23 protein-coding genes and 1 pseudogene are annotated in these 23,318 nt (G+C 70.3%); 13 read left to right on the forward strand and 11 right to left on the reverse strand.

Annotated features, from left to right (window positions below; all coding sequences use genetic code 11):
• The first annotated feature begins 143 nt into the window (after positions 1-143).
• The 6 genes from ACP699_RS16490 to ACP699_RS16515 all read left to right on the forward strand — a co-directional run bounded on the left by ACP699_RS16490 (position 144) and on the right by ACP699_RS16515 (position 6,052).
• Positions 144-2,015, forward strand: a complete 1,872-nt coding sequence (locus tag ACP699_RS16490; protein ID WP_426172353.1) for an FAD-dependent monooxygenase — start codon at positions 144-146, stop codon at positions 2,013-2,015.
• Between the two features lie 85 nt (positions 2,016-2,100).
• The gene (locus ACP699_RS16495) at positions 2,101-3,075 is read left to right on the forward strand and encodes an ABC transporter ATP-binding protein (protein ID WP_426172355.1); all 975 of its coding nucleotides are present in this window, start codon (positions 2,101-2,103) and stop codon (positions 3,073-3,075) included.
• A gap of 1 nt (position 3,076) precedes the next feature.
• The gene (locus ACP699_RS16500; protein WP_055877508.1) at positions 3,077-3,832 is read left to right on the forward strand and encodes an ABC transporter permease; all 756 of its coding nucleotides are present in this window, start codon (positions 3,077-3,079) and stop codon (positions 3,830-3,832) included.
• 28 nt (positions 3,833-3,860) lie between these two features.
• Positions 3,861-4,970, forward strand: a complete 1,110-nt coding sequence (locus ACP699_RS16505) for a histidine kinase (RefSeq protein ID WP_426172357.1) — start codon at positions 3,861-3,863, stop codon at positions 4,968-4,970.
• Positions 4,964-5,593, forward strand: a complete 630-nt coding sequence (locus ACP699_RS16510) for a response regulator (protein WP_426172359.1) — start codon at positions 4,964-4,966, stop codon at positions 5,591-5,593. The genes ACP699_RS16505 and ACP699_RS16510 overlap by 7 nt, the downstream gene beginning before the upstream one ends.
• Before the next feature lie 84 nt (positions 5,594-5,677).
• Positions 5,678-6,052 (forward strand): VOC family protein, encoded by a 375-nt coding sequence (locus tag ACP699_RS16515; RefSeq protein WP_141386329.1) that lies wholly within the window; start codon positions 5,678-5,680, stop codon positions 6,050-6,052.
• Here ACP699_RS16515 and ACP699_RS16520 read toward each other — a convergent pair.
• Positions 6,049-6,444 carry a VOC family protein gene (locus tag ACP699_RS16520; protein ID WP_426172360.1) on the reverse strand — a complete coding sequence of 132 codons (396 nt, stop codon included), beginning with the start codon at positions 6,442-6,444 and terminating at the stop codon, positions 6,049-6,051. The genes ACP699_RS16515 and ACP699_RS16520 overlap by 4 nt on opposite strands.
• Before the next feature lie 39 nt (positions 6,445-6,483).
• Entirely contained in the window at positions 6,484-8,133 is a 1,650-nt protein-coding gene (locus ACP699_RS16525) for a thiamine pyrophosphate-binding protein (protein WP_055870619.1), read from the reverse strand.
• 163 nt (positions 8,134-8,296) lie between these two features.
• Here ACP699_RS16525 and ACP699_RS16530 point away from each other — a divergent pair, with 163 nt between their 5' ends.
• Complete coding sequence (locus ACP699_RS16530; protein ID WP_426172361.1) at positions 8,297-8,806, forward strand: phosphoribosyltransferase; 510 nt, start codon at positions 8,297-8,299, stop codon at positions 8,804-8,806.
• Positions 8,807-8,816: 10 nt separating this feature from the next.
• Here the strand turns inward: ACP699_RS16530 and ACP699_RS16535 are convergent, their stop codons facing one another.
• The 8 genes from ACP699_RS16535 to ACP699_RS16570 form a co-directional block, all read right to left on the reverse strand.
• Positions 8,817-10,340: an ATP-dependent DNA ligase gene (locus tag ACP699_RS16535; RefSeq protein ID WP_426172362.1), complete on the reverse strand. Its 1,524-nt coding sequence runs from the start codon at positions 10,338-10,340 to the stop codon at positions 8,817-8,819.
• 52 nt (positions 10,341-10,392) lie between these two features.
• Positions 10,393-11,163, reverse strand: coding sequence for an enoyl-CoA hydratase/isomerase family protein (locus ACP699_RS16540; RefSeq protein ID WP_426172363.1), 771 nt, complete (start codon positions 11,161-11,163; stop codon positions 10,393-10,395).
• A gap of 13 nt (positions 11,164-11,176) precedes the next feature.
• The gene (paaE, locus tag ACP699_RS16545) at positions 11,177-12,340 is read right to left on the reverse strand and encodes a 1,2-phenylacetyl-CoA epoxidase subunit PaaE (protein ID WP_426172364.1); all 1,164 of its coding nucleotides are present in this window, start codon (positions 12,338-12,340) and stop codon (positions 11,177-11,179) included.
• A 1-nt stretch (position 12,341) separates the two neighbouring features.
• Entirely contained in the window at positions 12,342-12,836 is a 495-nt protein-coding gene (gene paaD / locus ACP699_RS16550) for a 1,2-phenylacetyl-CoA epoxidase subunit PaaD (RefSeq protein WP_017828373.1), read from the reverse strand.
• Complete coding sequence (gene paaC / locus ACP699_RS16555; RefSeq protein WP_055870631.1) at positions 12,830-13,693, reverse strand: 1,2-phenylacetyl-CoA epoxidase subunit PaaC; 864 nt, start codon at positions 13,691-13,693, stop codon at positions 12,830-12,832. The genes paaD and paaC overlap by 7 nt, the downstream gene beginning before the upstream one ends.
• Positions 13,690-13,995 (reverse strand): 1,2-phenylacetyl-CoA epoxidase subunit PaaB, encoded by a 306-nt coding sequence (paaB, locus tag ACP699_RS16560; protein WP_017828375.1) that lies wholly within the window; start codon positions 13,993-13,995, stop codon positions 13,690-13,692. The genes paaC and paaB overlap by 4 nt, the downstream gene beginning before the upstream one ends.
• Complete coding sequence (paaA, locus tag ACP699_RS16565; protein WP_055877528.1) at positions 13,995-14,969, reverse strand: 1,2-phenylacetyl-CoA epoxidase subunit PaaA; 975 nt, start codon at positions 14,967-14,969, stop codon at positions 13,995-13,997. The genes paaB and paaA overlap by 1 nt, the downstream gene beginning before the upstream one ends.
• A gap of 87 nt (positions 14,970-15,056) precedes the next feature.
• Complete coding sequence (locus tag ACP699_RS16570; protein ID WP_055870639.1) at positions 15,057-15,476, reverse strand: hypothetical protein; 420 nt, start codon at positions 15,474-15,476, stop codon at positions 15,057-15,059.
• Positions 15,477-15,568: 92 nt separating this feature from the next.
• On the opposite strand from ACP699_RS16570, the gene ACP699_RS16575 reads away from it, so the two are divergent.
• Positions 15,569-17,704 carry a RecQ family ATP-dependent DNA helicase gene (locus tag ACP699_RS16575; protein ID WP_400644630.1) on the forward strand — a complete coding sequence of 712 codons (2,136 nt, stop codon included), beginning with the start codon at positions 15,569-15,571 and terminating at the stop codon, positions 17,702-17,704.
• Between the two features lie 36 nt (positions 17,705-17,740).
• Here the strand turns inward: ACP699_RS16575 and ACP699_RS16580 are convergent, their stop codons facing one another.
• Positions 17,741-18,508 carry an IclR family transcriptional regulator gene (locus ACP699_RS16580; RefSeq protein WP_017828379.1) on the reverse strand — a complete coding sequence of 256 codons (768 nt, stop codon included), beginning with the start codon at positions 18,506-18,508 and terminating at the stop codon, positions 17,741-17,743.
• Positions 18,509-18,666: 158 nt separating this feature from the next.
• Between ACP699_RS16580 and dhaK the strand changes: the two genes are divergently transcribed.
• The 5 genes and pseudogenes from dhaK (at position 18,667) to paaI (ending at position 23,318) form a co-directional block, all read left to right on the forward strand.
• Complete coding sequence (gene dhaK / locus ACP699_RS16585) at positions 18,667-19,659, forward strand: dihydroxyacetone kinase subunit DhaK (protein WP_055877932.1); 993 nt, start codon at positions 18,667-18,669, stop codon at positions 19,657-19,659.
• On the forward strand, positions 19,659-20,300 hold the full coding sequence (dhaL, locus tag ACP699_RS16590) for a dihydroxyacetone kinase subunit DhaL (RefSeq protein WP_055877937.1): 642 nt from the start codon (positions 19,659-19,661) through the stop codon (positions 20,298-20,300). The genes dhaK and dhaL overlap by 1 nt, the downstream gene beginning before the upstream one ends.
• Positions 20,300-21,001, forward strand: a pseudogene (locus tag ACP699_RS16595) (HPr family phosphocarrier protein); the annotation flags it as partial. The gene dhaL and the pseudogene ACP699_RS16595, both read left to right, overlap by 1 nt.
• Positions 21,002-21,121: 120 nt before the next feature.
• Complete coding sequence (gene ptsP / locus ACP699_RS16600; RefSeq protein ID WP_426172567.1) at positions 21,122-22,810, forward strand: phosphoenolpyruvate--protein phosphotransferase; 1,689 nt, start codon at positions 21,122-21,124, stop codon at positions 22,808-22,810.
• 79 nt (positions 22,811-22,889) lie between these two features.
• Positions 22,890-23,318 carry a hydroxyphenylacetyl-CoA thioesterase PaaI gene (gene paaI, locus ACP699_RS16605; protein ID WP_055871214.1) on the forward strand — a complete coding sequence of 143 codons (429 nt, stop codon included), beginning with the start codon at positions 22,890-22,892 and terminating at the stop codon, positions 23,316-23,318.

Genomic DNA, 23,318 nt, shown 5'->3' on the forward strand with positions numbered 1-23,318 from the left:
GGCGCTCCCTTGCGATCGCGGACGGCGAGGTTTAGGCTGTGTTCAATAGTAGAACTCTGTGTTCGAATATAGAACACGCGGGTTCAGGATGCAAGACCCGACAGGCAACACCCGACGAAGAAGTCCGGAAGGAATCGACGACGATGCAGTTCCACCACCACGGCTACGTCTCCGCTGACCCGCGCGTGCAGGACGCCGCCGGTATCGGCGCCGCGCGCTCCGCCGACCTTCCCGACCAGATCGACGTGCTCATCGTCGGATCGGGGCCGGCGGGGATGCTCCTCGCGGCCCAGATGGCGCAGTACCCCGGCATCTCCACGCGCATCATCGAGAAGCGCGACGGCCGCCTCCCGCTCGGCCAGGCCGATGGCATCCAGCCGCGCAGTGTCGAGACGTTCCAGGCGTTCGGGTTCGCCGAGCGGATCATCGCCGAGGCCTACAACATCGGCTGGATGAACTTCTGGGGGCCGAACCCCGACAAACGCGACGAGATCGTCCGCACCTCCCGCACGTCCGACTACGCCTACGACATCTGCGAGTTCCCGCACCTGATCGTCAACCAGGCGCGAGTGCTGGACTACTTCGCCGAGGCCGCGGCGAACGGACCCGGCCGCATCGTGCCCGACTACGGGGTCGAGTTCACCGGTCTCACGGTCCACGACACGGGGGAGTACCCCGTGGAGGTGGGGATCCGCTACGTCGCCGGCGAGCGGGCAGGAGAGGCGAGGACCATCCGCGCCAAGTTCGTCGTGGGGTGCGACGGTGCCCGCAGCGGTGTGCGCCAGGCCATCGGGCGCACGCACGTGGGCGCCTCGGCCGCGCACGCCTGGGGCGTCATGGACGTGCTCGTCAACACCGACTTCCCGGACTGGCGCACCAAGTGCGCCATCAACTCGGAAGCGGGCAACATCCTGCACATCCCGCGCGAGGGTGGCTACCTCTCGCGCATGTACATCGACCTCGGCGAGGTCGCGGACGACGACGATCACCGGGTGCGGCAGACGCCCATCGAGGAGATCATCCGTCGCGCCAACGAGATCCTGCACCCGTACACGCTCGACGTGCGCGAGGTCGCCTGGCACAGCGTGTACGAGGTCGGACACCGCGTCACCGACGGCTTCGACGACGTGATCGACGGGTCGGGGCGGACGCCGCGCGTGTTCCTCACCGGGGACGCCTGCCACACGCACAGCGCCAAGGCGGGCCAGGGCATGAACGTGTCCATGCAGGACGGCTTCAACCTCGGCTGGAAGCTCGGCTCGGTGCTCACCGGACGCGCGTCCGAAGACCTGCTGGCCACGTACGGCGCCGAACGGCGGCCCGTGGCGCAGCAGTTGATCGACTTCGACCGCGAGTGGTCGAGCCTGATGGCCCGAAAGCCCGAGGAGATCTCCGACCCCAACGAGCTGGCCACCTACTACCTCGCGACGGCCGAGTTCCCGTCCGGATTCATGACGCAGTACACCTCGTCGATGATCACCGGGTCCGACACACACCAGTCCCTCGCCCCGGGATATCCGCTGGGCAAGCGTTTCAAGTCGGCCGAGGTCGTGCGGGTCGGCGACGGCAACGTGGTGCACCTCGGACACCACGCGAAGGCCGACGGACGCTGGCGCGTCTACGCCTTCGGCGACCGCACCGGCGACGCGCTCGCCGCGTGGGCCGAGAAGGCCGAGCCCCTGTTCGCGCGCTTCACCCCGGCGGACGCCGATGTCGATGCGGTCTTCGATGTGAAGGCCGTCTACCAGCAGCCGTTCGAAGAGATCGAGGTCACCTCGGCGCCCGCGCTGTTCCAGCCGAAGACCGGCCCCCTCGGACTCACCGACTGGGAGAAGGTCTATGCCGCAGGCCCCAGCAAGTGGACCGAGACCGACATCTTCGCCGCGCGCGAGCTCTCCCGCGAGGGCGTCGTGATCGTGGTGCGCCCCGATCAGTACGTGGCGGCGATCCTTCCGCTCGACGACATGGCCGAGCTGGCCGCGTTCCTCGAGGGGGCCCTGCTGCCTGCACGCTGATCCCGTCCTCGACATGACACGTGTCATGTCGAGGAGATGACACTGCCCTCCGGTCTCCTCGCCCTCGGCGGAGGAGGCTGGAGGCATGAACAACACCTCCGTGGACGGGTCGGCGACGCGGGCCACCGCTCGACCGGTATCCGCCGCCCCGATCGATGACCCCGTGGTGCTCGAACTGAGCGCCGTGAAACGACACTTCGGCACCGGCGACCGCCGCGTGCAGGCCGTCGACGGGGTGGACCTGTCGATCCGGCGCGGGGAGGTCGTCGCACTGCTGGGACCCAACGGCGCGGGCAAGACCACCACGCTCGACATGCTGCTGGGGCTCACGCAACCCAGCAGCGGCACCGTGCGGGTGCTCGGCGTCGCACCGGAGCGCGCCACCTCGAGCGGAGCGATCGGGGCGGTGCTGCAGACCGGCGGGCTCCTGGGCGACCTGACCGTCGGCGAGACCGTGCGCCTCATCGCCTCTCTTCACGGTGCGCAGGCTCTCGGCAGAGTGGACGAGGTCCTCGCCAGAGCCGACCTGGAGCACCTCGCCCGCCGCCGGGTGTCGAAGTGCTCCGGCGGGGAGCAGCAGCGCGTGAAGTTCGCGCTCGCGATGGTCTCCGACCCCGACATCCTGGTGCTCGACGAGCCTACCGCGGGCATGGATGTCACGGCACGCCGCCATTTCTGGGACGTCATGCGTGCGGATGCGGATGCCGGACGCACGATCATCTTCGCCACCCACTATCTCGAAGAGGCCGAGCAGTTCGCGCGCCGAACCGTGGTGATGCACCGGGGGACCGTGGTCGCGGACGCCCCCACGGCGCTGCTGCGGGCCAGTCTCGGCGAGCGGACCGTCTCGGCGACGGTCGACGAGGGCGCAGCGACCCTCGTCGCGACCTTGAGCGCGACCGACGGCGTCGTCGCCGTGCGACTCGACGGAGATCGTCTCAGCCTGCGCGCCGCGGATTCCGATGCCGCCGCCCGCATCCTGCTCGAAGGCGGCGCCCACGACCTGGAGATCGCCGCCCCCACCCTGGAAACCGCCTTCACTGCTCTGACGGAGAACTGACATGCTCGTCTCACCCACCATGCTGCGTATCGAAGGCGTCCGCCAGCTGCGCAACCCCTACACGCTCGCGTTCACCCTGGCGATGCCGGTCGCGATGTACCTGCTGTTCGGCGCCGGGATGGGGTACGGCTCGCTCTCCGCCGGCCACGGGAACGTCTCGTTCTACGTGATGACCTCGATGGCCGCGTACGGCACGGCGGTCGCGATGAGCTCGCTCACATCGCTCGCCGCGACCGAGGCGAAGCAGGGCTGGGGGCGCCAACTCGCCATGACCCCGCTGACCACCGCCGGATACGCGCTGACGAAGCTGCTCACCGCCGTGACCTTCGCGGCGCTGGCGCTGGTGGCCGTGTTCGCCGCCGGGATGATGACCGGTGCGCAGGTGGAAGACGGCTGGCGCTGGGTCGCGACGGCGGGCATCATCCTCGGGATCGGCCTCATGTACGGACTGTTCGGGCTCGGCGTCGGGCTGTTCTTCAGCTCGGACTCGGCAGCGGCTCTCGCCTCGATCTCGATGACGTTCTTCGCGTTCTTCGGCAACGTGTTCATGCCGCTCGACGGCGTGATGCTCGACATCGCCCGATTCACGCCTCTGTACGGCTTCGTCGCCCTGAGTCGCTGGCCGCTCACCGACGGGGTGCTCACGACAGGACAGACCGACCCGCTGTGGATGCTGTTCCTCAACGTCGTCGTCTGGCTCGCGCTGTTCGCCCTGCTGGTCATGATGGGCATGAAGCGCTCCAGGGCGCGGCAGTAGCGGTGCGCGACGACAGTAGGTTGGACGGATGACGCCACACGCGAAGCGCGAGACGAACAGCGCCACGGGGAAGGACCCGTGGGCGCGGTTCGGATGGCTGATGGCCGTGATCTGGCTCGTCTTCCTGGTGTATCCGGTGATCGCGCTCCTGCGATCCGAAGCGCCGCCGGCCTGGGTGATCGTGGGCTGGGTCGCCCTGGTCGCGTTCATCGTGCTGTACGTCACCGGCTTCATGCACGGCATGCGCGGTGGCGGGGGACTCGGACGTACGCCGTCGACACGGCAGTGGATCACGTTCGCAGCGCTCATCCTGTGCGCACTGCTCTCGGTACCGGCGGAGGGCGGATCGGCGCTCAGCTTCCTGCCGTTCGTGATGTCCTTCGCCTCGTACGGTCTGACGCGTGCGTGGCATTGGATCACGACCATCGCGGCGGTCGTGGTCACGGCGCTGTGCGTGTTCCTGCTTCCCGGGGGGATGAGCTACCTGTCGATCCTCGCGATCGTGGCGCTTCTCGGAGTGGTCAACACGGTGTCGACCTGGCTCATCCTGCGCTCGGCGGAAGCGGAGCGGCTCGGCCTCGAGCTGGCGACGAGCGAGGGGCGCGAGGCCGTGGCCCGTGACGTGCACGATCTGATCGGTCACTCCCTGACGGTCGTCGGTCTCAAGGCGCAACTGGTGCGGCGGCTGATGGACTCCGATCCGGAGCGCGCCAAGGCCGAGCTCGCCGACATCGAGCGGCTCACGGCGGAGGCTATCGCCGGGGTCCGCTCGACGGTGGCGGGAGCGCGGGTGACCACGCTCGTCGAACAGCTCGCGTCTTCTCGGGACTCGTTCCGCGCGGCCGACATCGAGATGCAGGTCGAGGGGGAGCCGAGCGCCCTGTCGCCGGTGCAGGCGATCACCGCGAGCTGGATTCTCCGCGAGGCGACGACCAACACCCTCAGGCATGCGCGAGCGCAGACGGTGCGGGTGCTGCTGCTGCCGGGGCGGCTGGTGGTGGAGGACGACGGGGTGGGCATCGGTGCGGCCGAAGGCAACGGCATCCGCGGCATGCGCGAGCGCGCAGCGGCGGCGGGCGCGGCGTTCGCGCTCGGCGCGACGGAAGACACGGGCACGCGCGTGCAGGTGACGTGGTGAGCGTCTCGGCCGGCGACACCATCCGGTTGCTGATCGCCGACGACCAGGCGCTTGTGCGCGGCGCGCTGGGGGCGCTGCTCGAACTCGAGCCCGACCTCACCGTGGTCGGCATGGCCGCGGATGGAGCGGAGGCTGTGCGACTCGCGGGAGAGCTTCGTCCTGATGTGTGCCTGATGGACATCCAGATGCCGGGGATGGACGGCGTGGAGGCGACGCGACGCATCAGGCAGGCGAGCGCGGGGACGCGCGTGCTCGTGGTGACGACGTTCGCGCGCCCCGGCTACCTGCGCTCCGCCTTGGATGCCGGAGCGAGCGGCTTCATCGTGAAGGACACCCCTGCCGAGGAGCTCGCCGAAGCCGTGCGGCGTGTGCGGTCGGGACTGCGGGTGCTGGATCCGGTGCTCGCCGCCGACAGTCTGTTCGACGGCGCGAACCCGTTGAGCGACCGGGAACGGGAGGTGCTGCGTCTCGCCGCGGACGGGCGCTCCGCCGCCGCGATCGCCTCCGAGGTGTTCCTGTCGGCGGGAACCGTGAGAAACCACCTCTCGGCGGCGATCGGGAAGACAGGGGCGGCGAACCGGGCGCAGGCCGTGCGGATCGCTCAGGACAAGGGATGGATCTGACGCCGCTTCGGTGTGGCGGCACGCCGGTGGCCGCGCGTACGGTGGACGCCGACGGGCGACGACGCCCGACAGGAGGAGTGTGTGATGGACTGGAAGATCGAGCTCATCTTCGTGCCGGTCACCGATGTGGACCGCTCGAAGCAGTTCTACGAGAAGATCGGCTTCACCGCCGACTGGGATCAGACGCCGACCGAGGGGCTGCGCTTCGTGCAGATGACACCACCGGGCTCGGCGTGCTCGATCGCATTCGGCACGGGGTTGGGCATCGACCTCGAACCGGGCACGCAGAACACGATCCAGGTCGTGGTGCCGGATGCCGACGAGGCGCTGGCGCACCTGCAGGGCCTCGGCGTGGAGGCACGGGGTGTGCAGGACCTCGACTGGGGGCGGTTCGTGTCCTTCGATGATCCGGACGGCAACACCTGGACGCTGCAGGAGCTTCCTGACTACGGCGCCTAGACGACGACGTCCGCGACGACCTCGATCTTGAAGCCTGCGGCGTTCTCGAGCCAGCCGGCGTAGTGCCGGTCGCCACCGGCGTGCGGGTAGCGGTCCGTGTAGAGCGGGTGCCAGCCGTGGGCGGGCGCCTCGGCCATGATCGCATCGACCGCGTCGCGGGCACCGCCGTGGAACGCGAGGTGGTTGAGGCCGGCGCGTCGGCGATCGTGTGCGGCGTGTGACAGGTTCGGCGACGTCGTGAGGGTGAGGTAGGCGTCGCCGGCCATCCAGGACTCCCCGCCGGGCCACTCGCCGTCGAGCGTGAAGCCGAGCCGGCCCAGCACCCAGCGCCACTGCGCGCGCACCTCATCGAGGTCGGCGATCCACAGTTCGACGTGATGGAGACCCGGCATCGTCCGAGTCTGCCAGGTGAAGGGCCGGCGACGGATGCGTCAGGAATTCACGCGGATGATCTCCTGCTGGTACGGAGCGATGACATCGCCCGAGATGCGCAGGTCGAGCAGCAGGAAGCGTCGCGTCGCCGTGTCCTCCTCGGCCCAGCTCGCGAGGCGGTCGAGGTCGGAGAGCGTGCGCACGACGACGCCCTCGGCTCCCACGGCCGCGCCGAACGCGGCGAAGTCGACCTCGGGGATGCGCATCGGGCCTTCCGCCAGCCCCTTGAGGCCGTAGAGGTTCACCTCGGCTCCGTAGGCCGCGTCGTTCCAGACCACGGCCATGCCGCGGCCGCCGGCCGCGCGCACGGCGGACTCCAGATCGGCGATCGCCATGAGTCCGCCGCCGTCACCGGAGGTGAGCACCACGGTCGACTCGCGCCGTGCCAGGGCCGCGCCCACGACGCTCGGCCATCCCTGTCCGATCGACTGGAACGCCGTGCCGACCATCATCATGCGGTCGGGAGCCGCAACCGGCCAGTACATGTTCGCCCACCCGATGAAGTGGCCGCCGTCGGAGACCACCACGCGGTCTTCCGGCAGCAGCTCGGCGATGCGTCGGGCGGCCGAGCGCGGGTCGAGCCGTCCGTCGGGAGCGAGGTCGTCGCCGGCGTCGTACGTGCGCGCGGCGGCGACGTCGACCGTCTCACGCCAGGGGTGCGCCGACCCGGCTGTACCGATCCGGGCCACGAGCTCCTCTGCGGCGAGCCGGGCGTCGGCACGCACGAAGCCTCCGACGTGCGCGTGCGTCGCGGCCGGTGCCGTGTCGATCTGGAAGACGCGGGTGCCCGGCGCGAACAGCTCACCGAAACGCATCGTGAACTGGTTCAGTGCGGCGCCGAACACGACGGCGACATCGGCGGAGCGCACGAGCTCCATCGCGCCGTCGGCACCGAAGCCGCCGGTCACGCCGAGGTCGTACCGCGTGTCGGGGAAGACCCCGCGGCCGAGCGCCGAGGAAGCCGTGAGCGCCCCGGTCGCTGCGGCCAGCTCTCCCAGTGCGGAGCTCGCTCCGGACAACCATGCTCCGCGACCGGCCAGCAGGAAAGGCCGCTCGGCGCCGGCCAGAGCGGCGGCGATCTCGTCGAGCATCGCGTCGGCGAATTCACCGCGCGGGGCGAGAGGTGCGGGGATGCGCGGCGACGGTGCCTCCGGCACCTCGCCGGCCTCGAGAGCTGCGACGTCATACGGGATCGCGAGGACGACCGGTACCCGGTAGGTGAGGGCGTGCTCGATCGCGATGACGGTGGTGGCGGCGGCATCGGCCCGCCCGACGGTATAGGTGCGGGCGCCCACGGCGGAGGCGAGAGCGATCTGGTCGACATCCCAGGGGCGGGGACCGGAGGTGGGTTCGTCACCGACCACGAGCACGAGCGGCACGTGCGCCTGCACGGCCTCTGCGAGCGCGGTCAGGGTGTTCGTGAAACCGGCGCCGTACGTCGACGTGCCCGCGGCGATGCGGCCGGACGCGCGGAAGTGGGCGTCGGCGGCGACCACGGCACCCTGCTCGTGGCGCACAGCGGTGAACACGGCATCCGTCTGCGTCTCGATCGCGTCGAGGAAATAGGCGTTGCCGTTGCCCATCACGCCGAAGACGGCGTCGATGTGCTGAGCGAGGGTGAGGGCGACGTGCGCGGAGACGGTGGGCATGCGAAAGCCTTTCGAGACAGGGACGGAGGAACTGCGGGATCCGTATGTGTCTCGCCTCCGCGTCTTCGCGAAGTGCTTCGTGCCTCTTTTTCAGGCACCGGCCGGGCCGGACCCGCTCAGTCTACCGGCGGGGGAGCAGCGCAGGATGCGGGAGAATGCAGGAATGACTGATGCAGAGATCGAGCGCGAGACACTCACCTGGGACGGCTTCGGGGCGGCGACGCGCGATCTCGCGCGCGACATCCTCGACAGCGGTTTCATGCCGGAGGTCGTCGTCGCGATCGCGCGTGGCGGTCTGCTCCCCGCCGGAGCGATCGCGTACGGACTCGGCGCCAAGAACTGCGGGGCTATCAACGTCGAGTTCTACACCGGGATCGGCACTGTGCTCGACGCCCCAGAGGTTCTGCCTCCCGAGCTCGACATGGCCTATCTCGACGGCCGCCGGGTGCTGCTCGTCGACGATGTCGCCGACTCGGGTCGCACACTCGCGCTCGCCGTGCAGCTGCTGAAGGACAAGGGCGCCGACGTGCGCTCGGTCACGATCTACACCAAGCCCTCCACGATCATCCAGCCCGACTTCGCGTGGAAGGACACCGATCTGTGGATCGACTTCCCGTGGTCTTTCCGCGGGACGGTCCGCGAAGAGGACCAGGGCCTCGCGCCGTCAGCGTGAGGCCGGCGGGTCAGCCGCGCAGCAGGGAACGCAGCGTCTGGATCGTGTCGGCCTCGGCCGGCGACTTGTCCTGCCGGTAGCCCTTCACTCGGGCGAATCGCAGGGCGACGCCCCCGGGATATCGCGGTGAGCGCTGCACGCCGTCGACCGCGATCTCCACGACGAGTTCGGGGCGCAGGAACACGGTGGACGCCGTGCGGTGCGACTCATGCTCGGGGAATTCGGCGGTCTGCCACCGCAGGAGTTCGTCGGTGAGGCCCTTGAAGGTCTTTCCGACCATGACGTAGCCGTCGGCGTCGCCGAACTCTCCCGAGGGATCACGGGCGCCCAGGTGGAGGTTCGAGAGCCAGCCGCGGCGGCGGCCGGAGCCCCACTCCGCCCCGAGCACGACCAGATCGAAGGTCAGCACCGGTTTGACCTTCACCCAGGACTTGCCGCGCCGACCGGCGGCGTACGGCGCATCCACGGCCTTGATCACGACGCCTTCGTGTCCGGCGGCGAGAGCATCGCGCGACAGCTGCTCGGCGGCATCCGCATCGTCGGTGACGATGCCCGGCATCCGCCAGTCGCCGACCACGCGTTCGAGCTCGGCCAGACGGACGGAGAGCGGTTCGTCGATCAGGTCGCGCCCGTCGACGTGCAGCACGTCGAAGAACCACGGTCGCAGCACGAGCTCGCGCGACACATCGGCACCGAACCGCGACATGGTCTCCTGGAACGGGCGCGGCCCGCCGTCTTCGTCGAGCGACAGCGTCTCGCCGTCGAGGATGACGTCGTGCGCCGGGAGAGCGCGCACGATCTCGACGATCTCGGGCACGCGGTGCGTGATGTCGGCCAGGCTCCGCGTGTAGACGCCGACCTCGTCGCCGTGGCGATGCACCTGGATGCGGGCGCCGTCGAGCTTGTACTCGACGGAGGCCCGGCCGGTGACCTCCAGCGCGGCAGAGGGCGTCGCAGCCGTCGCGGCCAGCATGGGCAGAACCGGGCGCCCGACCCGCAGGCCCACCGCCTCGAGGTCGCCTTCGTCTCCGGTGAGTGCGATGCGGGCGGTCTCTCCGAGGTCGCCCGAGAGCATGGCCGCGCGCCGGACGATGGCCGCAGGGCGGTCGGCGGCCCGCGCGATGGCATCGAGGAGCACGCCCGAGAGGGCCCCGGTGCGCAGCTCGCCGAGCATCGCGCGGGCGAGGAAGTCCCACTCCTCGGCCGTGGCGTGAGAGGCGAGGTCGCCGAGGATCCCGCTGCGCACCGACGCGGAGCCGGTGCCCGATGTCGTCGCCAGCGCGTCCAACGCCTGGTCGACCTCGCCGACGGTCAGGGCCGGGCTGTCGGCGTGGGCGATGTCGAGGGCGGAGATGCCACGCCACCCGACCCCCAGCCTGCCCTGGCGGGGCGCCGCGAGCAGCAAGCCCACGACGGCGGGGATCTCGGTCGGGTCCGCGCGCGAGAGCAGTTCGGCGAGGGCATCGATCTTCGCGAGCCTCGACGAGGTGGCCCCGACCCGGTCGGCGGCGGAGACGAGCTCTGTGAGCATCATGGGGGAATTCTCGCACCGGTGTCGGACATTCGTCTCGCCGGTGCCGGCGCGCTCAGCGCCCGTGGAAGACAGGCGTGCGCTTCTCCTGGAAGGCCGCGAACCCTTCGCGGTAGTCATCGGTGTTGCACAGTGCGGCCTGTGCGGCGTTCTCGATGCCGACCGCGTCCCACAGCGCGAGCCGCTCGTCGCGGATGCGGGCGATGAGCTCCTTGCTCGCGAGGAACGCCGCCGTCGCGCCGCGGGCAGCGGTGGCTGCGGCATCGGTCGTCGCCTGCACGACCTCGTCATCGGGGAAGACGCGCGAGAACAGGCCGGAGGCCACGGCCTCGGCGCCGCTCATGAGGCGCCCCGTGTAGATCAGGTCGAGTGTCTTGTGCGCCCCCAGCCGGTCGAGGAACAGGGCGTGTCCACCTGAGTCGAGGGTCGCGCCGAGTGCGGCGAACGGGGACCCGATCTTGGCCGACTCCGCGACGTACACGACGTCCGTCGCGATGAGCAGCCCGAGTCCGACCCCGAGGCAGGCGCCGTGCGCGACGGCGAACGTCGGTGCGGGGAAGCGCGCCATGCGCTGCAGCAGCGGGGTGACGAGGCCGCCGAGATAGCCGAGCACATCGTCGTCCCGAGGGTCGACCCCCGAGATGTCCCGCCCGGCGCAGAACGCGCGCCCTTCGCCGCGGAGCACGAGCGCGCGCACACCGGCGATCTCCGCGGCCCCGTAGGCGGCATCCAGATCCGCCAGGGCCCTCTCGTCGAGCGCGTTCAGCTTCGACGGCGCGTTCAGGACGATCGTCGCGACGTCGTCGGCGATGGCGAGGTCGATCATGGGGGCCTCCGGGTCAGACGTCGTAGTCCACGACCACGCGGTCGCTGGTCGGATGGGACTGGCAGGTGAGCACGAATCCGCGTTCGAGCTCGTCGGGTTCCAGGGCGTAGTTCTCGGTCATGGTCACGCTGCCCTCGATCACACGGGCACGGCAGGTGCCGCAGACACCGCCCGCACACGCGAACGGCGCATCGGGCCGCACGCGCAGTGCCGCGTTGAGCACCGACTCGTGCGCGTCGACCGGGCTCTCCACGGTCGAGGAGACGCCGTCGAGCGTGACCTCGATGCGCACGGTCTTCTCGCCGGCGCGCACCTGCACGGGTCGGGCCGCGCGAGCCGGTTCGTCGCCGGTGGTGAACAGTTCGAAGCGGATGTGCGAACGCTCGACCCCGACGTCGGCCAGCACCTCGCGGCAGAGGTCGACCAGGGCGAGCGGTCCGCACAGGAACCACTCGTCGACGCTCGACGGCGGGATCAGCGTGCTGAGGATCGTGCGCAGCTTCTCCTCGTCGATCCGCCCGGAGAGCACCGGAGCCGCGCGCTGCTCGCGGGAGAGCACATGGTGCAGCACGAGTCGGGTCGGGTAGCGGTCCTTGAGGTCGGCGAGGTCTTCGAGGAACATCACGTCGAGCGTGGCCCTGTTCGTGTACAGCAGTGTGAACCGCGACGTCTCGGACCGCGTCAGCACCGTGTGGGCGAGCGCCATCAGCGGCGTGATGCCGGAGCCGGCGGCGATGCCCACCACGTGGCGGTCGTCGAGGTCGTCGAGCGCCGAGGTGAACGTGCCCTGCGGGCTCATCACGTCGATCTCGAATCCGGCGTGCAGGCCGGTCTGCGCCCAGGTCGAGAAGAGTCCGCCCTCGTCGCGCTTCACGGCGACGCTCAACCGGGTGTCCTGTCCGTCGTCGCGGTGCTCCGGCGCACGGCACAGCGAGTAGGAGCGCCGCACCTCGACGCCGTCGAGGGTGGTGCGCAGCGCGACGTACTGGCCGGGAAGATGGTCGTACTCGTCGGCGAGTGCGGCGGGCACGGTGAACGTCACCTCGACCGCGTCGTCGGTGAGTGGGCGTACGTCTTCGACGGTGAGGGTGTGGAAGCGGGCGCGCGTGCGCGGAGCGGCCGCGCGCGGCGTCGTCGCACGCGGGAGGGAAGCCGGCGCGGAGGTGAAGAGCGACATGTCAGTGCACCTTGAAGTGATCGAAGGGCTCGAGGCAGGCGCGGCACTCGAACAGCGCCTTGCACGAGGTCGAGCCGAAGTGGGAGACCTCGCGGGTGTCGAGCGACCCGCAACGAGGGCAGCGCACGCTCAGCGAGAGGCGGATGGGGCCGGTCGAGACGGCAGCCCGGCCGGAGGGCGGCGCGATGCCGTAGGCCGCGAGCTTGGTCTTGCCTGCCTCCGTCATCCAGTCCGTGGTCCAGGCGGGGGAGAGGACAAGGCGCACCTCGACCTCGTCGAAGCCGGCGGCGGTGAGGGCGAGGATCACGTCGTCGCGGATCGTGTCCATCGCGGGACAACCGCTGTAGGTCGGGGTGATGTCGACGTGGACGCTGGTGCCGTCGACCTCGACCGCACGGAGAACGCCGAGGTCCTCGATCGTGAGGACGGGCACTTCGGGGTCGGGGACGGAGGCGGCGATCCGCCAGGCGGCCTGCGTCGGGGTGAGGGTCACCATGTCGCCCCCGGATGCCGTCGGGCGAGCACCTGCATCTCGGCCAGGATGTGCCCGAGCGGCGTCGCGTGCGCGCCGTCGCGCCCACCCGCCGACGAGGACATGACGGCGGGAACCGACACGTCCGCCTCGGCGAACACGGTGTCGACCACGCGGTCGAACGCGGGGCGCAGGCTCGAGGGCCGCGCGGCCGCATCTCCGAGCCGGTCGATCAGGTCGTCGTCGCGGAACAGCTCGTCGACGTACGGCCAGACGTCACCGATCGCCCGGATGATGCGGGTGCGGGACTCCTCGGTGCCGCCGGCGAGTCGCAGCATCCACTGCACGGCGTGATCGCGGTGGTAGTCGACCTCCTTGAGCGACTTCTCGGCGATCGCGGCGAAGGTCTCGTCGCTGCTGGCGCGCAGGGCCGAGTACAGCTCGAACATGTAGGTGGCCACCACGAACTGCCGCGCGATGGTCTGGGCGAAGTCGCCATTGGGCTGCTGCACGATCCAGGCGCAGCGGAACTCGGGCTCGTCGCGGAAGAAGGCGAGATCGTCTTCGCTGCGGCCGTCGTACGAGCCGGCATAGTGCAGGAAGGAGCGTGCGTGGCCGAGCAGGTCGAGCGCGATGTTGCCCAGGGCCACGTCCTCCTCCAGCTCGGGGGCGCGCGAGATCCAGGCGCCCAGCTGCTGGGACAGGATGAGCGCGTCATCGCCGAGGCGCAGTGCATACTCTGCGATGTCGGCCGACGCGGCGACCGCGCCGGTGCCGGAGAGCTCCTGCGAGAGGCTGATCTCGTCGACGGAGACGTCGCCGTGGATGTCGCCGTGGACGTCGGTGCCCTCGTGCGCGGTGGTCGGGTGCGGTGCGCTCACAGGTGCGGCACTCCCTCGGAGGCCGTGTAGTACACGGCGTGGCGGTAGTTCTTGCCGGCGGGGCTCTCGAAGTACGCGCCCTTGGCATCCGGGTCGCTCGTGGTGATCGCGTCTGCCGGCGCGACCCAGATCGAGACGCCCTCGCCGCGGCGCGTGTAGAGGTCGCGGGCATTGCGGATCGCCATCTCGGCGTCCGGCGCGTGCAGTGAGCCGACGTGCACGTGGCTGAGGCCCCGGTTCGCGCGCACGAAGACCTCCCACAGGGGCCAGGGTTCGCGCTCGTCCGCTCCCGGCGTCGCCATCACGCCACCGCCTTCGTCTTGAGGGACTGCTTGCGCGCGTACTCGGCCGCGGCCTCGCGCACCCAGGCGCCCTCTTCGTGCGCGGTGCGGCGCCGTTCGAGACGCTCGGCATTGCACGGTCCGTTGCCGCGCACCACCTCGAAGAACTCGTCCCAGTCGATCTCGCCGATCACGTACTGGCCCGTCTCCTCGTCGAAGCGCAGGTCGGGGTCGGGCAGGGTCACGCCGAGGATCTCGGCCTGGGGCACGAGCATGCCGACGAACCGCTGACGCAGCTCGTCGTTCGAGAACCGCTTGATCTTCCACTTCATCGACTGCGCCGAGTTGGGGGACTGGTCATCGGGCGGCCCGAACATCGCGAGACTCGGCCAGTACCAGCGGTTCACCGCATCCTGGGCCATCGCGCGCTGCTCCTCGCTGCCCTGCATGAGGGTCAGCAGGATCTCGAAGCCCTGGCGCTGGTGGAACGACTCCTCTTTGCAGACCCGCACCATGGCCCGCCCGTACGGGCCGTACGACGCCCGGCACAGCGGCACCTGGTTGCAGATCGCGGCACCGTCGACGAGCCAGCCGATCGCGCCCATGTCCGCCCAGGTCGGGGTGGGGTAGTTGAAGATCGACGAGTACTTCGCCTTGCCGCTAATGAGCTGATCCATCATCTCGTCGCGCGTGGTGCCCAGGGTCTGCGCTGCGGAGTAGAGGTAGAGGCCGTGGCCGGCCTCGTCCTGCACCTTCGCCATCAGGATCGCCTTGCGCTTGAGGCTCGGCGCGCGCGTGATCCAGTTCCCCTCCGGCTGCATGCCGATGATCTCGGAGTGCGCGTGCTGGGAGATCTGCCGGACCAGCGTCTTGCGATACGCCTCCGGCATCCAGTCGCGCGGCTCGATGCGCTGCTCGTTGGCGATGAGCTCGTCGAAGAGACGTTCCTCATCGGAGATCTCGCCCACCAGGGACAGGTCTGCGGCACTGGTCATCGTCGACTCCTCGGCATCCGGTCAACTTTACTGACCGATCGTTAGGTAATTCTGACACAGAGGACGGTCGGATTCAAGGCGCGACTCTCACTGCGAGCGGGAGATCAGCTCCAGGAGGGCTCGCCCGTAGGCCTCGGAGGGGTCTGGATGCTCGAATGCGAGCGCATCTCCGCCGATCTCGATGTCGACCCGGAAGGTGTCGTCGAGGCGCACCAGTGCGCGGAAGGTGCCCCGGAGCAGGTCGCGCAGCTGATCCTCCCTCGGCAGCCACACCGCATCCGCGAGCGTGACCGCGTCGAGAGCCCACTCGGTGGTCCCGTTGAACGCCAGGTCGGTGCCGCTCGGAGTCTGTCGGGCCTCGATCGTCATCTCGCTGACGGTGAAGACCTCGGCCTCCGCCTCGAGTTCCACATCGTCCGGCAGGTCGAGCTGGAACCGATCGCCCTCCGCGGGGTGCCAGACGAGTCCGCGGTCTCGCAGGGCGACGGCGAGCTCACGTGTGATCATGTCCTCACGCTAGACGAACGGACGCGCCCAGGGGCCGGCGAACCTGGGGATGCCGCCACCGGGGTGTCGGCGGGGTGGGGCAGAGTGGGAACATGACCTCCGCAGCCTCTACCGACACCCGCGAGGCCGCCCGCGCGGCGCTGCGCGAGCTCGTCGGCCGCTCAGACGCCGACTTCCACGACGGCCAGTACGAGGCGATCGAGGCGCTCGTCGAAGGGCGCCGCCGCGCGCTGGTGGTGCAGCGCACCGGCTGGGGCAAGTCGGCGGTCTATTTCGTCGCGACGCTGCTGCTGCGGCGTCAGGGTGCGGGGCCGACCGTGCTCGTGTCGCCGCTGCTGGCGCTCATGCGCGATCAGATCGCGGCCGCCGAGCGTGCAGGGGTGCGTGCGGTCGCGATCAACTCCACCAATGCGCACGAGTGGACCGACGTGCTCGGGCAGCTCGACCGCGACGAGGTCGACGTCCTGCTGGTCTCGCCGGAGAGGCTCAACAACCCGGCCTTCCGTGAGCAGCAGCTGCCGGCGCTCGTGCGCCGCATCGGGATGCTCGTCGTCGACGAGGCGCACTGCATCAGCGACTGGGGCCACGATTTCCGCCCCGACTACCGGCGGCTGCGCGACCTGATCGCGCAGATGCCCGCCGATGTGCCGGTGCTGGCGACCACCGCGACGGCGAACAGCCGGGTCGTGGCGGATGTGGCGGAGCAGCTCGGCAGCCTCCAGGCGGGTGGCGATCTGCGCGGCGATGCCGGAGCCGAGCCGGTGCTCACGATCCGCGGACCGCTCGCGCGCACCTCGCTGCGCCTCGGCGTGCTGCGCCTGCGCGATTCGGCGAGCCGCCTCGCGTGGCTGCTGAGCCACCTCGACGACCTTCCCGGTTCCGGCATCATCTACACGCTGACCGTCGCGGCTGCCGTCGACACCGCCCGCCTGCTGCGCGATCACGGGCACGACGTGCGGGCCTACACCGGGCAGACCGATACCGAGGAGCGCGCCGAGTCCGAGGGCATGCTCAAGCGCAACGAGGTCAAGGCTCTGGTCGCCACGAGCGCGCTGGGCATGGGCTTCGACAAACCCGATCTGGGATTCGTGCTGCACCTCGGAGCGCCGTCGTCTCCCGTGGCGTACTACCAGCAGGTGGGTCGTGCCGGCCGTGCGAGCGAGAGCGCCGACGTGCTGCTGCTGCCAGGCGTCGAAGACCGCGACATCTGGCACTACTTCGCGACGGCCTCGATGCCGGATCGGGAACGCGCGGAGCGGGTGATCGGCGCGCTCGGCGATGCGCCGATCTCGACGCCGGCGCTCGAGGCGATGGTCGACATCCGCCGCACGCCGCTGGAGCTGCTGCTGAAGGTGCTCGACGTCGACGGTGCGGTCCGGCGCGTGCAGGGGGGATGGGTCGCGACCGGTGAGCCGTGGACCTACGACGCCGAACGCTACGAGCGCATCGCCGCCGAGCGCCTGGCCGAGCAGCAGCACATGATCGAGTACGAGCAGACCGACGGATGCCGCATGGAGTTCCTGCAGCGGTCGCTCGACGACGACACGGCGGCGCCCTGCGGGAGGTGCGACAACTGCGCGGGCGGGTGGTTCCCGCGCGAGATCGGCGAGTCCGCGAGCACGCAGGCGGCGGAGTCGCTCGACCGCGTCGGCATCCCGATCGAGCCTCGGCGCGCATGGCCGACCGGTGCCGATCGGCTCGAGGTGCCGGTCAAGGGACGCATCCCTGCCGACGAGCAGGCGGGGGAGGGGCGGGCGCTCGCGCGTCTCACCGACCTGGGCTGGGGAGGGGCACTGCGCGAGATCTTCGCCGCCGGTGCGCCCGACGCCGCGGTGACGCCCCAGCTGCTCCAGGCTTGCATCCGGGTTCTCGCCGGATGGGGGTGGGAGGAGCGCCCCGTCGCCGTCGTCGCCATGCCCTCACGTTCGCATCCGCTGCTGGTCGATGCGCTCGCCCGAGGGCTCGCCGACGTCGGCCGCCTGCCGTATCTCGGCGCGCTCGACCCTGTCGCGGGTGGGCCCACCGGAGGGCCGGGCGGGAACAGCGTCTTCCGCCTCGCCGGGCTCTGGGACCGCTTCAGCGCTCAGCACCTCGACGTGCCCTCTGGTCCTGTGCTGCTCGTCGACGATCTGGTCGACAGCCGGTGGACGATGACGGTCGCTGCCCGCGTGCTCCGTCAGGCCGGGGCGACCCAGGTGCTGCCGTTCGCCCTGGCGCTGCGCGGTTGAGCTCGATCCACCTCGCCGGGTCGAGGCGAGAGGCTCTCAGTCATCGGCCGGGGCGACGCGCGGCGGCCACGTGGTGGCGCCGAGCTCGCGCGAGATGTTGCGGGCCGTCTCGCGCAGGGCGTTGAGGATCGCATCCGAGGCGGGCGTCTGCGAGGTCGGCAGCACCACGGCGACGGCGGCGACGATGGCGTTCGAGGCATCGGCGACGGGGGCCGCGATCGACGACTCGCCGAGCACCGCTTCGTCGAACTCCCCGGCCATGCCGCGTTCGGCGATGGCCGGCAGCTCCAGGGTGAGGCGGGCGAGGTCGGTCACCGTGTCGCCGGTGAGGCTGCGCAGCGGCTGTTCGAAGACGCTCTGCTGGAATCCCTGATCGTAGGCGAGGAGCACCTTGCCCATCGCCGAGGCGTGGGCGGGGATGGCGACCCCGGTCTCGAGCATCTGCTGACTGTCATCCGGGCGCAGATTGTGGTGGATCACGAGCACGTCGGTGAAGTGCGGGGCGCCCAGGCGCACCGAGAGGTCGGTGCGGCGCGCGAGCTCCTGCGTCCATCGCATCGCCCGCGCTCGCACGTCGAGGGTGTCGAGATAGACGTTGCTCAGGCGCAGCAGGGTCGGACCGAGCATGTAGCGCTGGCCGCCCCGCTCCTTCGCGACGAGTCCGTGCGAACGCAGCGACTTCACGATCCCGTGCACGGTCGACGGCGGCAGACTGAGGGCCGCGGCGAGGTCGGTGATACCGAGGTGGCGTGCTCCCTGGAGCAGTTCGAGGACCTTCGCCGCGCGATCGATCGCCTGGATCACGGGAGGCCTCCTTCCGGTGCGTCGTCGAGCCGGTGCAGATGGAGCCGGGCTTCACGAATGATCTTGACAACCCGGCAGGCTCCGAGCATATTCGACATTAACGAATTACTTTCGGATTTTTGCGAAAGACACCTCGAAGGATCAAAGGAGATCGAATGATGAAGAAGCTCATCAACGCCCCGGAAGACGTTCTCGTCGAATCCCTGAAGGGCGTCGCGCTCGCTCATCCCGAGCTCTCCGTCGACCTCGACAACCACGTCATCACCCGCGCCACTCCCAAGGCGCAAGGCAAGGTCGCCATCGTCTCCGGCGGTGGCTCCGGGCACGAGCCGCTGCACGGCGGCTTCGTCGGCACCGGGATGCTGGATGCGGCTGTGGCCGGTGAGGTGTTCACATCGCCCACCCCCGACCGCGTGCAGGTGGCCACCAAAGCCGTGGATCGCGGAGCCGGTGTGCTCCACATCGTCAAGAACTACACCGGTGACGTGCTGAACTTCGAGATGGCCGCCGAGCTCGCCTCCATGGAGGGGATCGAGGTCGGCAGCGTCATCGTCGACGACGATGTCGCGGTGCAGGACTCGCTCTACACGGCCGGACGCCGCGGGGTGGGGCTCACCGTGCTGCTGGAGAAGATCGTCGGTGCGGCCGCGGAGGAGGGGCGCGACCTCGCCGCCGTGGTCGAGCTCGCCAAGAAGGTGAACGGACAGGGCCGCTCGATGGGCATGGCTCTCACCAGCTGCACGGTCCCTGCTGCGGGCAAGCCCACTTTCGACCTCCCGGACGACCAGATGGAGATCGGCATCGGCATCCACGGCGAACCGGGTCGTCATCGCGAACCCCTCGCCCCGGCGTCCGAGATCGCCCGGCAGCTGGTCGAGCCGATCCTCGCCGACATCGATGCCACAGGGCCCGCGATCGTGATGCTCAACGGCATGGGCGCGACGCCGCTCATCGAGCTGTATCTAATGTACGGCGAGGTCGCAGCGCTTCTCGAGAAGTCCGGCGTGCAGGTGGCCAGGAACCTCGTCGGCAACTACATCACCTCGCTCGACATGGCCGGATGCTCGGTGACGCTGCTCAAGGCCGATGATGAGCTGCTGCGGTTGTGGGATGCCCCGGTGAACACCCCCGGTCTGCGGTGGGGCGTCTGATGGCCGCGGTCGACACCGTCGTGCTCACCGACTGGGTCTCCCGGTTCGGTGCGGCCGTCACCGAGAAGCGCGACTGGCTCACCGAACTCGACTCGGCCATCGGCGACGCCGACCACGGAGCCAACATGGCTCGCGGCATGAGCGCCGTCGGCGAGAAGCTCTCCGCCGGAGCGCCAGGAACGGTCGATGAGCTGCTGAAGACCGTCGGGATGACTCTCGTCAGCTCCGTCGGCGGAGCCAGCGGACCGCTCTACGGAACGTTCTTCCTGAGGATGGGGATGGCGGCGGGGCCGGTGACCGCCCTCGACGGCCCCGCTCTCGCGGCCGCGCTGCGGGCAGGACTCGACGGCATCGTCGCGCGCGGCAAGGCCGAAGCGGGGGACAAGACCATGTTCGACGCGATGGCGCCAGCGGTCGACGCGATGGACGCCGCGCTCGCCGCGGGGGCATCGGTCCAGGACGCGGCCAAGGCCGCGTCTGACGCGGCCGCGGCCGGACGCGACGCCACTCTGCCTCTCGTCGCCCGCAAGGGCAGAGCGAGCTACCTCGGGGAGCGCAGCGCCGGGCACCTCGACCCGGGGGCGGCATCGACCGCGATCCTCTTCGACACGCTCGCCGCGGCGGTCGCGGACGACGCCTGATGATCGGCATCGTCGCCGTCTCCCACAGTGCACGGCTCGGGGAGGCGGCACTGGAGCTTGCCCTGCAGATGGTCCATGACGGCGGTGTACGGGTGAAGGTCGCGGCCGGAGCGGGCGTGGATGCCGATGGCGCACCGATCCTCGGAACCGACGCCGTCGCGGTGGCAGCGGCCATCGATGAGCTCGCCGCAGACTGCGACGGTGTGCTCGTCCTCATGGACCTGGGGTCCGCTGTGCTCAGCGCCGAGCTCGCTCTCGAGCTGCGATCCAGCGTCGTGCCCGTGCGGCTCGCGCCGGCCCCGTTCGTGGAGGGACTCCTCGCCGCCGCGGTGTCTGCGGCGGCCGGCGGGTCGCTCGACGACGTCGCCTCGGAGGCGTCGGCCGCGCTCGGAGCGAAGACCGGCGCGCTCGGCGTCGAGGAAGAGCACGCATCGGGGCCCCCTGTTCCCCCGGCGTCGGACGCAGATGTGCAGGTGCGCCGCGTGCGCGTGCGCAATCCGCTCGGCATCCACGCGCGTCCTGCGGCCCTGATCGCCACGGCGGCGGCAGGAGCGGACGTGCGCCTGCGTCGCCTTCCCGATGGCCCCGATGCCGCGGCGGCGAGCCTGACGCGTCTCCTCGTCCTCGGCGCGCGGCAGGGCGACGAACTGGAACTGTCCGCACGCGGCGATGACGCGACGGAGGTGCTCGATCGCCTGGTCGCGCTGTTCGACGACGGCTTCGGTGAGGGCACCGACGACGTGCGTCAGGAGAGCCGACCCGAGAACGACGCCGTACCGACGACGCGAGCCGCGGAAGCTCCGCCGTCGACGCCGGAGAAGGTGACGGGTTCGACGCGCGAGTTCGCGGCCGGCTCCGTGCTTCGAGGGCGCGGGGTGAGCCCCGGCCAGGTCGCCGCCCGCGTCGTCCACCTCGCACCCCCGCTTCCCGAACCCGACCCCGACACGGTCGTCGCCGAAGCGGATCGGGATTCCGAGGTCTCCGCCATCGAGTGGGCGGCCGTCGCCGTCGCCGATCAGCTGCGCTCGCGCACCGCGCAGGCGACGGGGGAGACTAAGGCGATCCTCGATGCCTCCCGCCTGTTGGCATCCGATCCTGAGCTGGTGTCCGAGGCGACCGCGCTCGTGCGGTCGAAGGGATGCAGCGCTGCCCGCGCGGTCTGGGAGACGGCCGTCGTCCACGAGAAGGCTCTTGCTGCGCTCGGGGGCCGGATGGCCGAGCGCATCGCCGACATCCGCGACGTGCGCGACCGGATCATCGCCGAGATCCTCGAGGTCGACATGCCTGGCGTCCCGGAGCGCGATGAGCCCTTCGTCCTGCTCGCCCCCGATCTCGCTCCCGCCGACACCGCGCTGCTCGCCGGGGGAGCATGCGTCGCCCTCGTCACTGCTCAGGGCGGGCCGACCTCGCACACCGCCATCATCGCGCGCTCGCTCGGTCTGCCTGCCGTGGTCGGTCTCGACGACGCCGAAGCGATCCCCGCCGGCGTGATGGTGCTCGTCGACGGCGACCGGGGCACGGTCGAGGTCGAGCCTGCCGAATCGGTCATCGCGCTGGCGCGCGCGTCGGCGACCGCCGTCGACTTCGACGGTGTCGGCGTGCTCGCCGGAGGGCAACGGATCCCGCTGCTCGCCAACGTCGGCGGAGCAGCCGACGCGGTCAGCGCCGCCTCGGCCCGCGCGGAGGGCGTCGGGCTCTTCCGCACGGAGTTCTGCTTCCTCGATCGCGTCGATGCTCCGAGCATCGACGAGCAGGTCGCCGCCTACCGCGGTGTGCTGGCCGCCTTCCCCGAGCGCAAGGTCGTCGTGCGCACCCTCGATGCGGGAAGCGACAAGCCGCTGCCGTTCGCCAACGCCGAGAGCGAGGACAACCCCGCCCTCGGCGTGCGCGGACTGCGGATCGCGCGCCGCCGCCCTCAGCTCCTCGACGACCAGCTGGCTGCGCTCGCTCGGGCGGCTGCCGAGGAGGCGGCGCAGGTCGAGGTGATGGCTCCGATGGTCGCGACGGTCGATGAGGCCGCTGGCTTCGCCGAACGGTGCCGGGCCGCGGGGCTCGACCGGGTGGGCATCATGATCGAGACGCCGTCGGCGGCTCTCCTCGCCGCCGAGCTGTTCGAGGTCGTCGACTTCGTCAGCCTCGGCACCAACGATCTCGCGCAGTACACGATGGCGGCGGACCGGCTGCTCAGCGACCTGGGAGATCTGAACGATCCCTGGCAGCCCGCGGTGCTGAGACTCATCGGTATCGTCGGCGACGCGGGCAGCGCTGCCGGTAAACCGGTGGGGGTGTGCGGCGAGGCCGGCGGTGACCCTGAGCTCGCACCCGTGCTGGTCGGATTGGGAGTGACATCCCTGTCGATGGCCCCGCGATCGCTGGGACGGGTCGCTGCGCGGTTGAGCGCGGTGTCTCCGGCGGCGTGCCGTCGAGCGGCGGCAGCCGCGCTCGGTGCCCCCACGGCCGCCGCAGCGCGGGCCGCCGCCGCGGCGGCGCTCGCCGACTCCGTTGACTAACTGACCGATCGTTCGGTTAGTATGAGCGGGTCGGATGTCGCAGGTGCGACGTACGACCCGCTCGACGAGGAGGTCGACGATGACACAAGCGACGACGCAGGCGACCGACGCCGTGCGACCCAATCGCGCCATGATGGAGCGCGACCGCGCCTCGGCCTCGTTGGGCCTGGTCGTCGAACGCGACGATCCGGGGCACGCGGTCGTCTCGATGCGCGTGCGGGATGACATGACCAACGGCTTCCAGATCACCCACGGCGGATTCGTCTTCGCCCTGGCCGACACCGCCTTCGCGATCGCGTGCAACGAAGACGATCGGGTCACGGTCGCCGCCGGAGCGGACATCTCCTTCCTCAAGCCGACCGTCTCCGGCCAGACGCTCACCGCGACCGCGATCCGGCGATCGCGCACCGGACGCTCCGGCATCTACGACGTGACCGTCGTCGACGAGCAGGGCGACCCCGTCGCCGAGTTCCGCGGGCGTTCCCGCACCACCAGCCAGACCTTCTGA

It is taken from the genome of Microbacterium sp. DWRC1-3 (genome assembly GCF_049896645.1).
GTDB classification, from domain to species: Bacteria; Actinomycetota; Actinomycetes; order Actinomycetales; family Microbacteriaceae; genus Microbacterium; species Microbacterium maritypicum.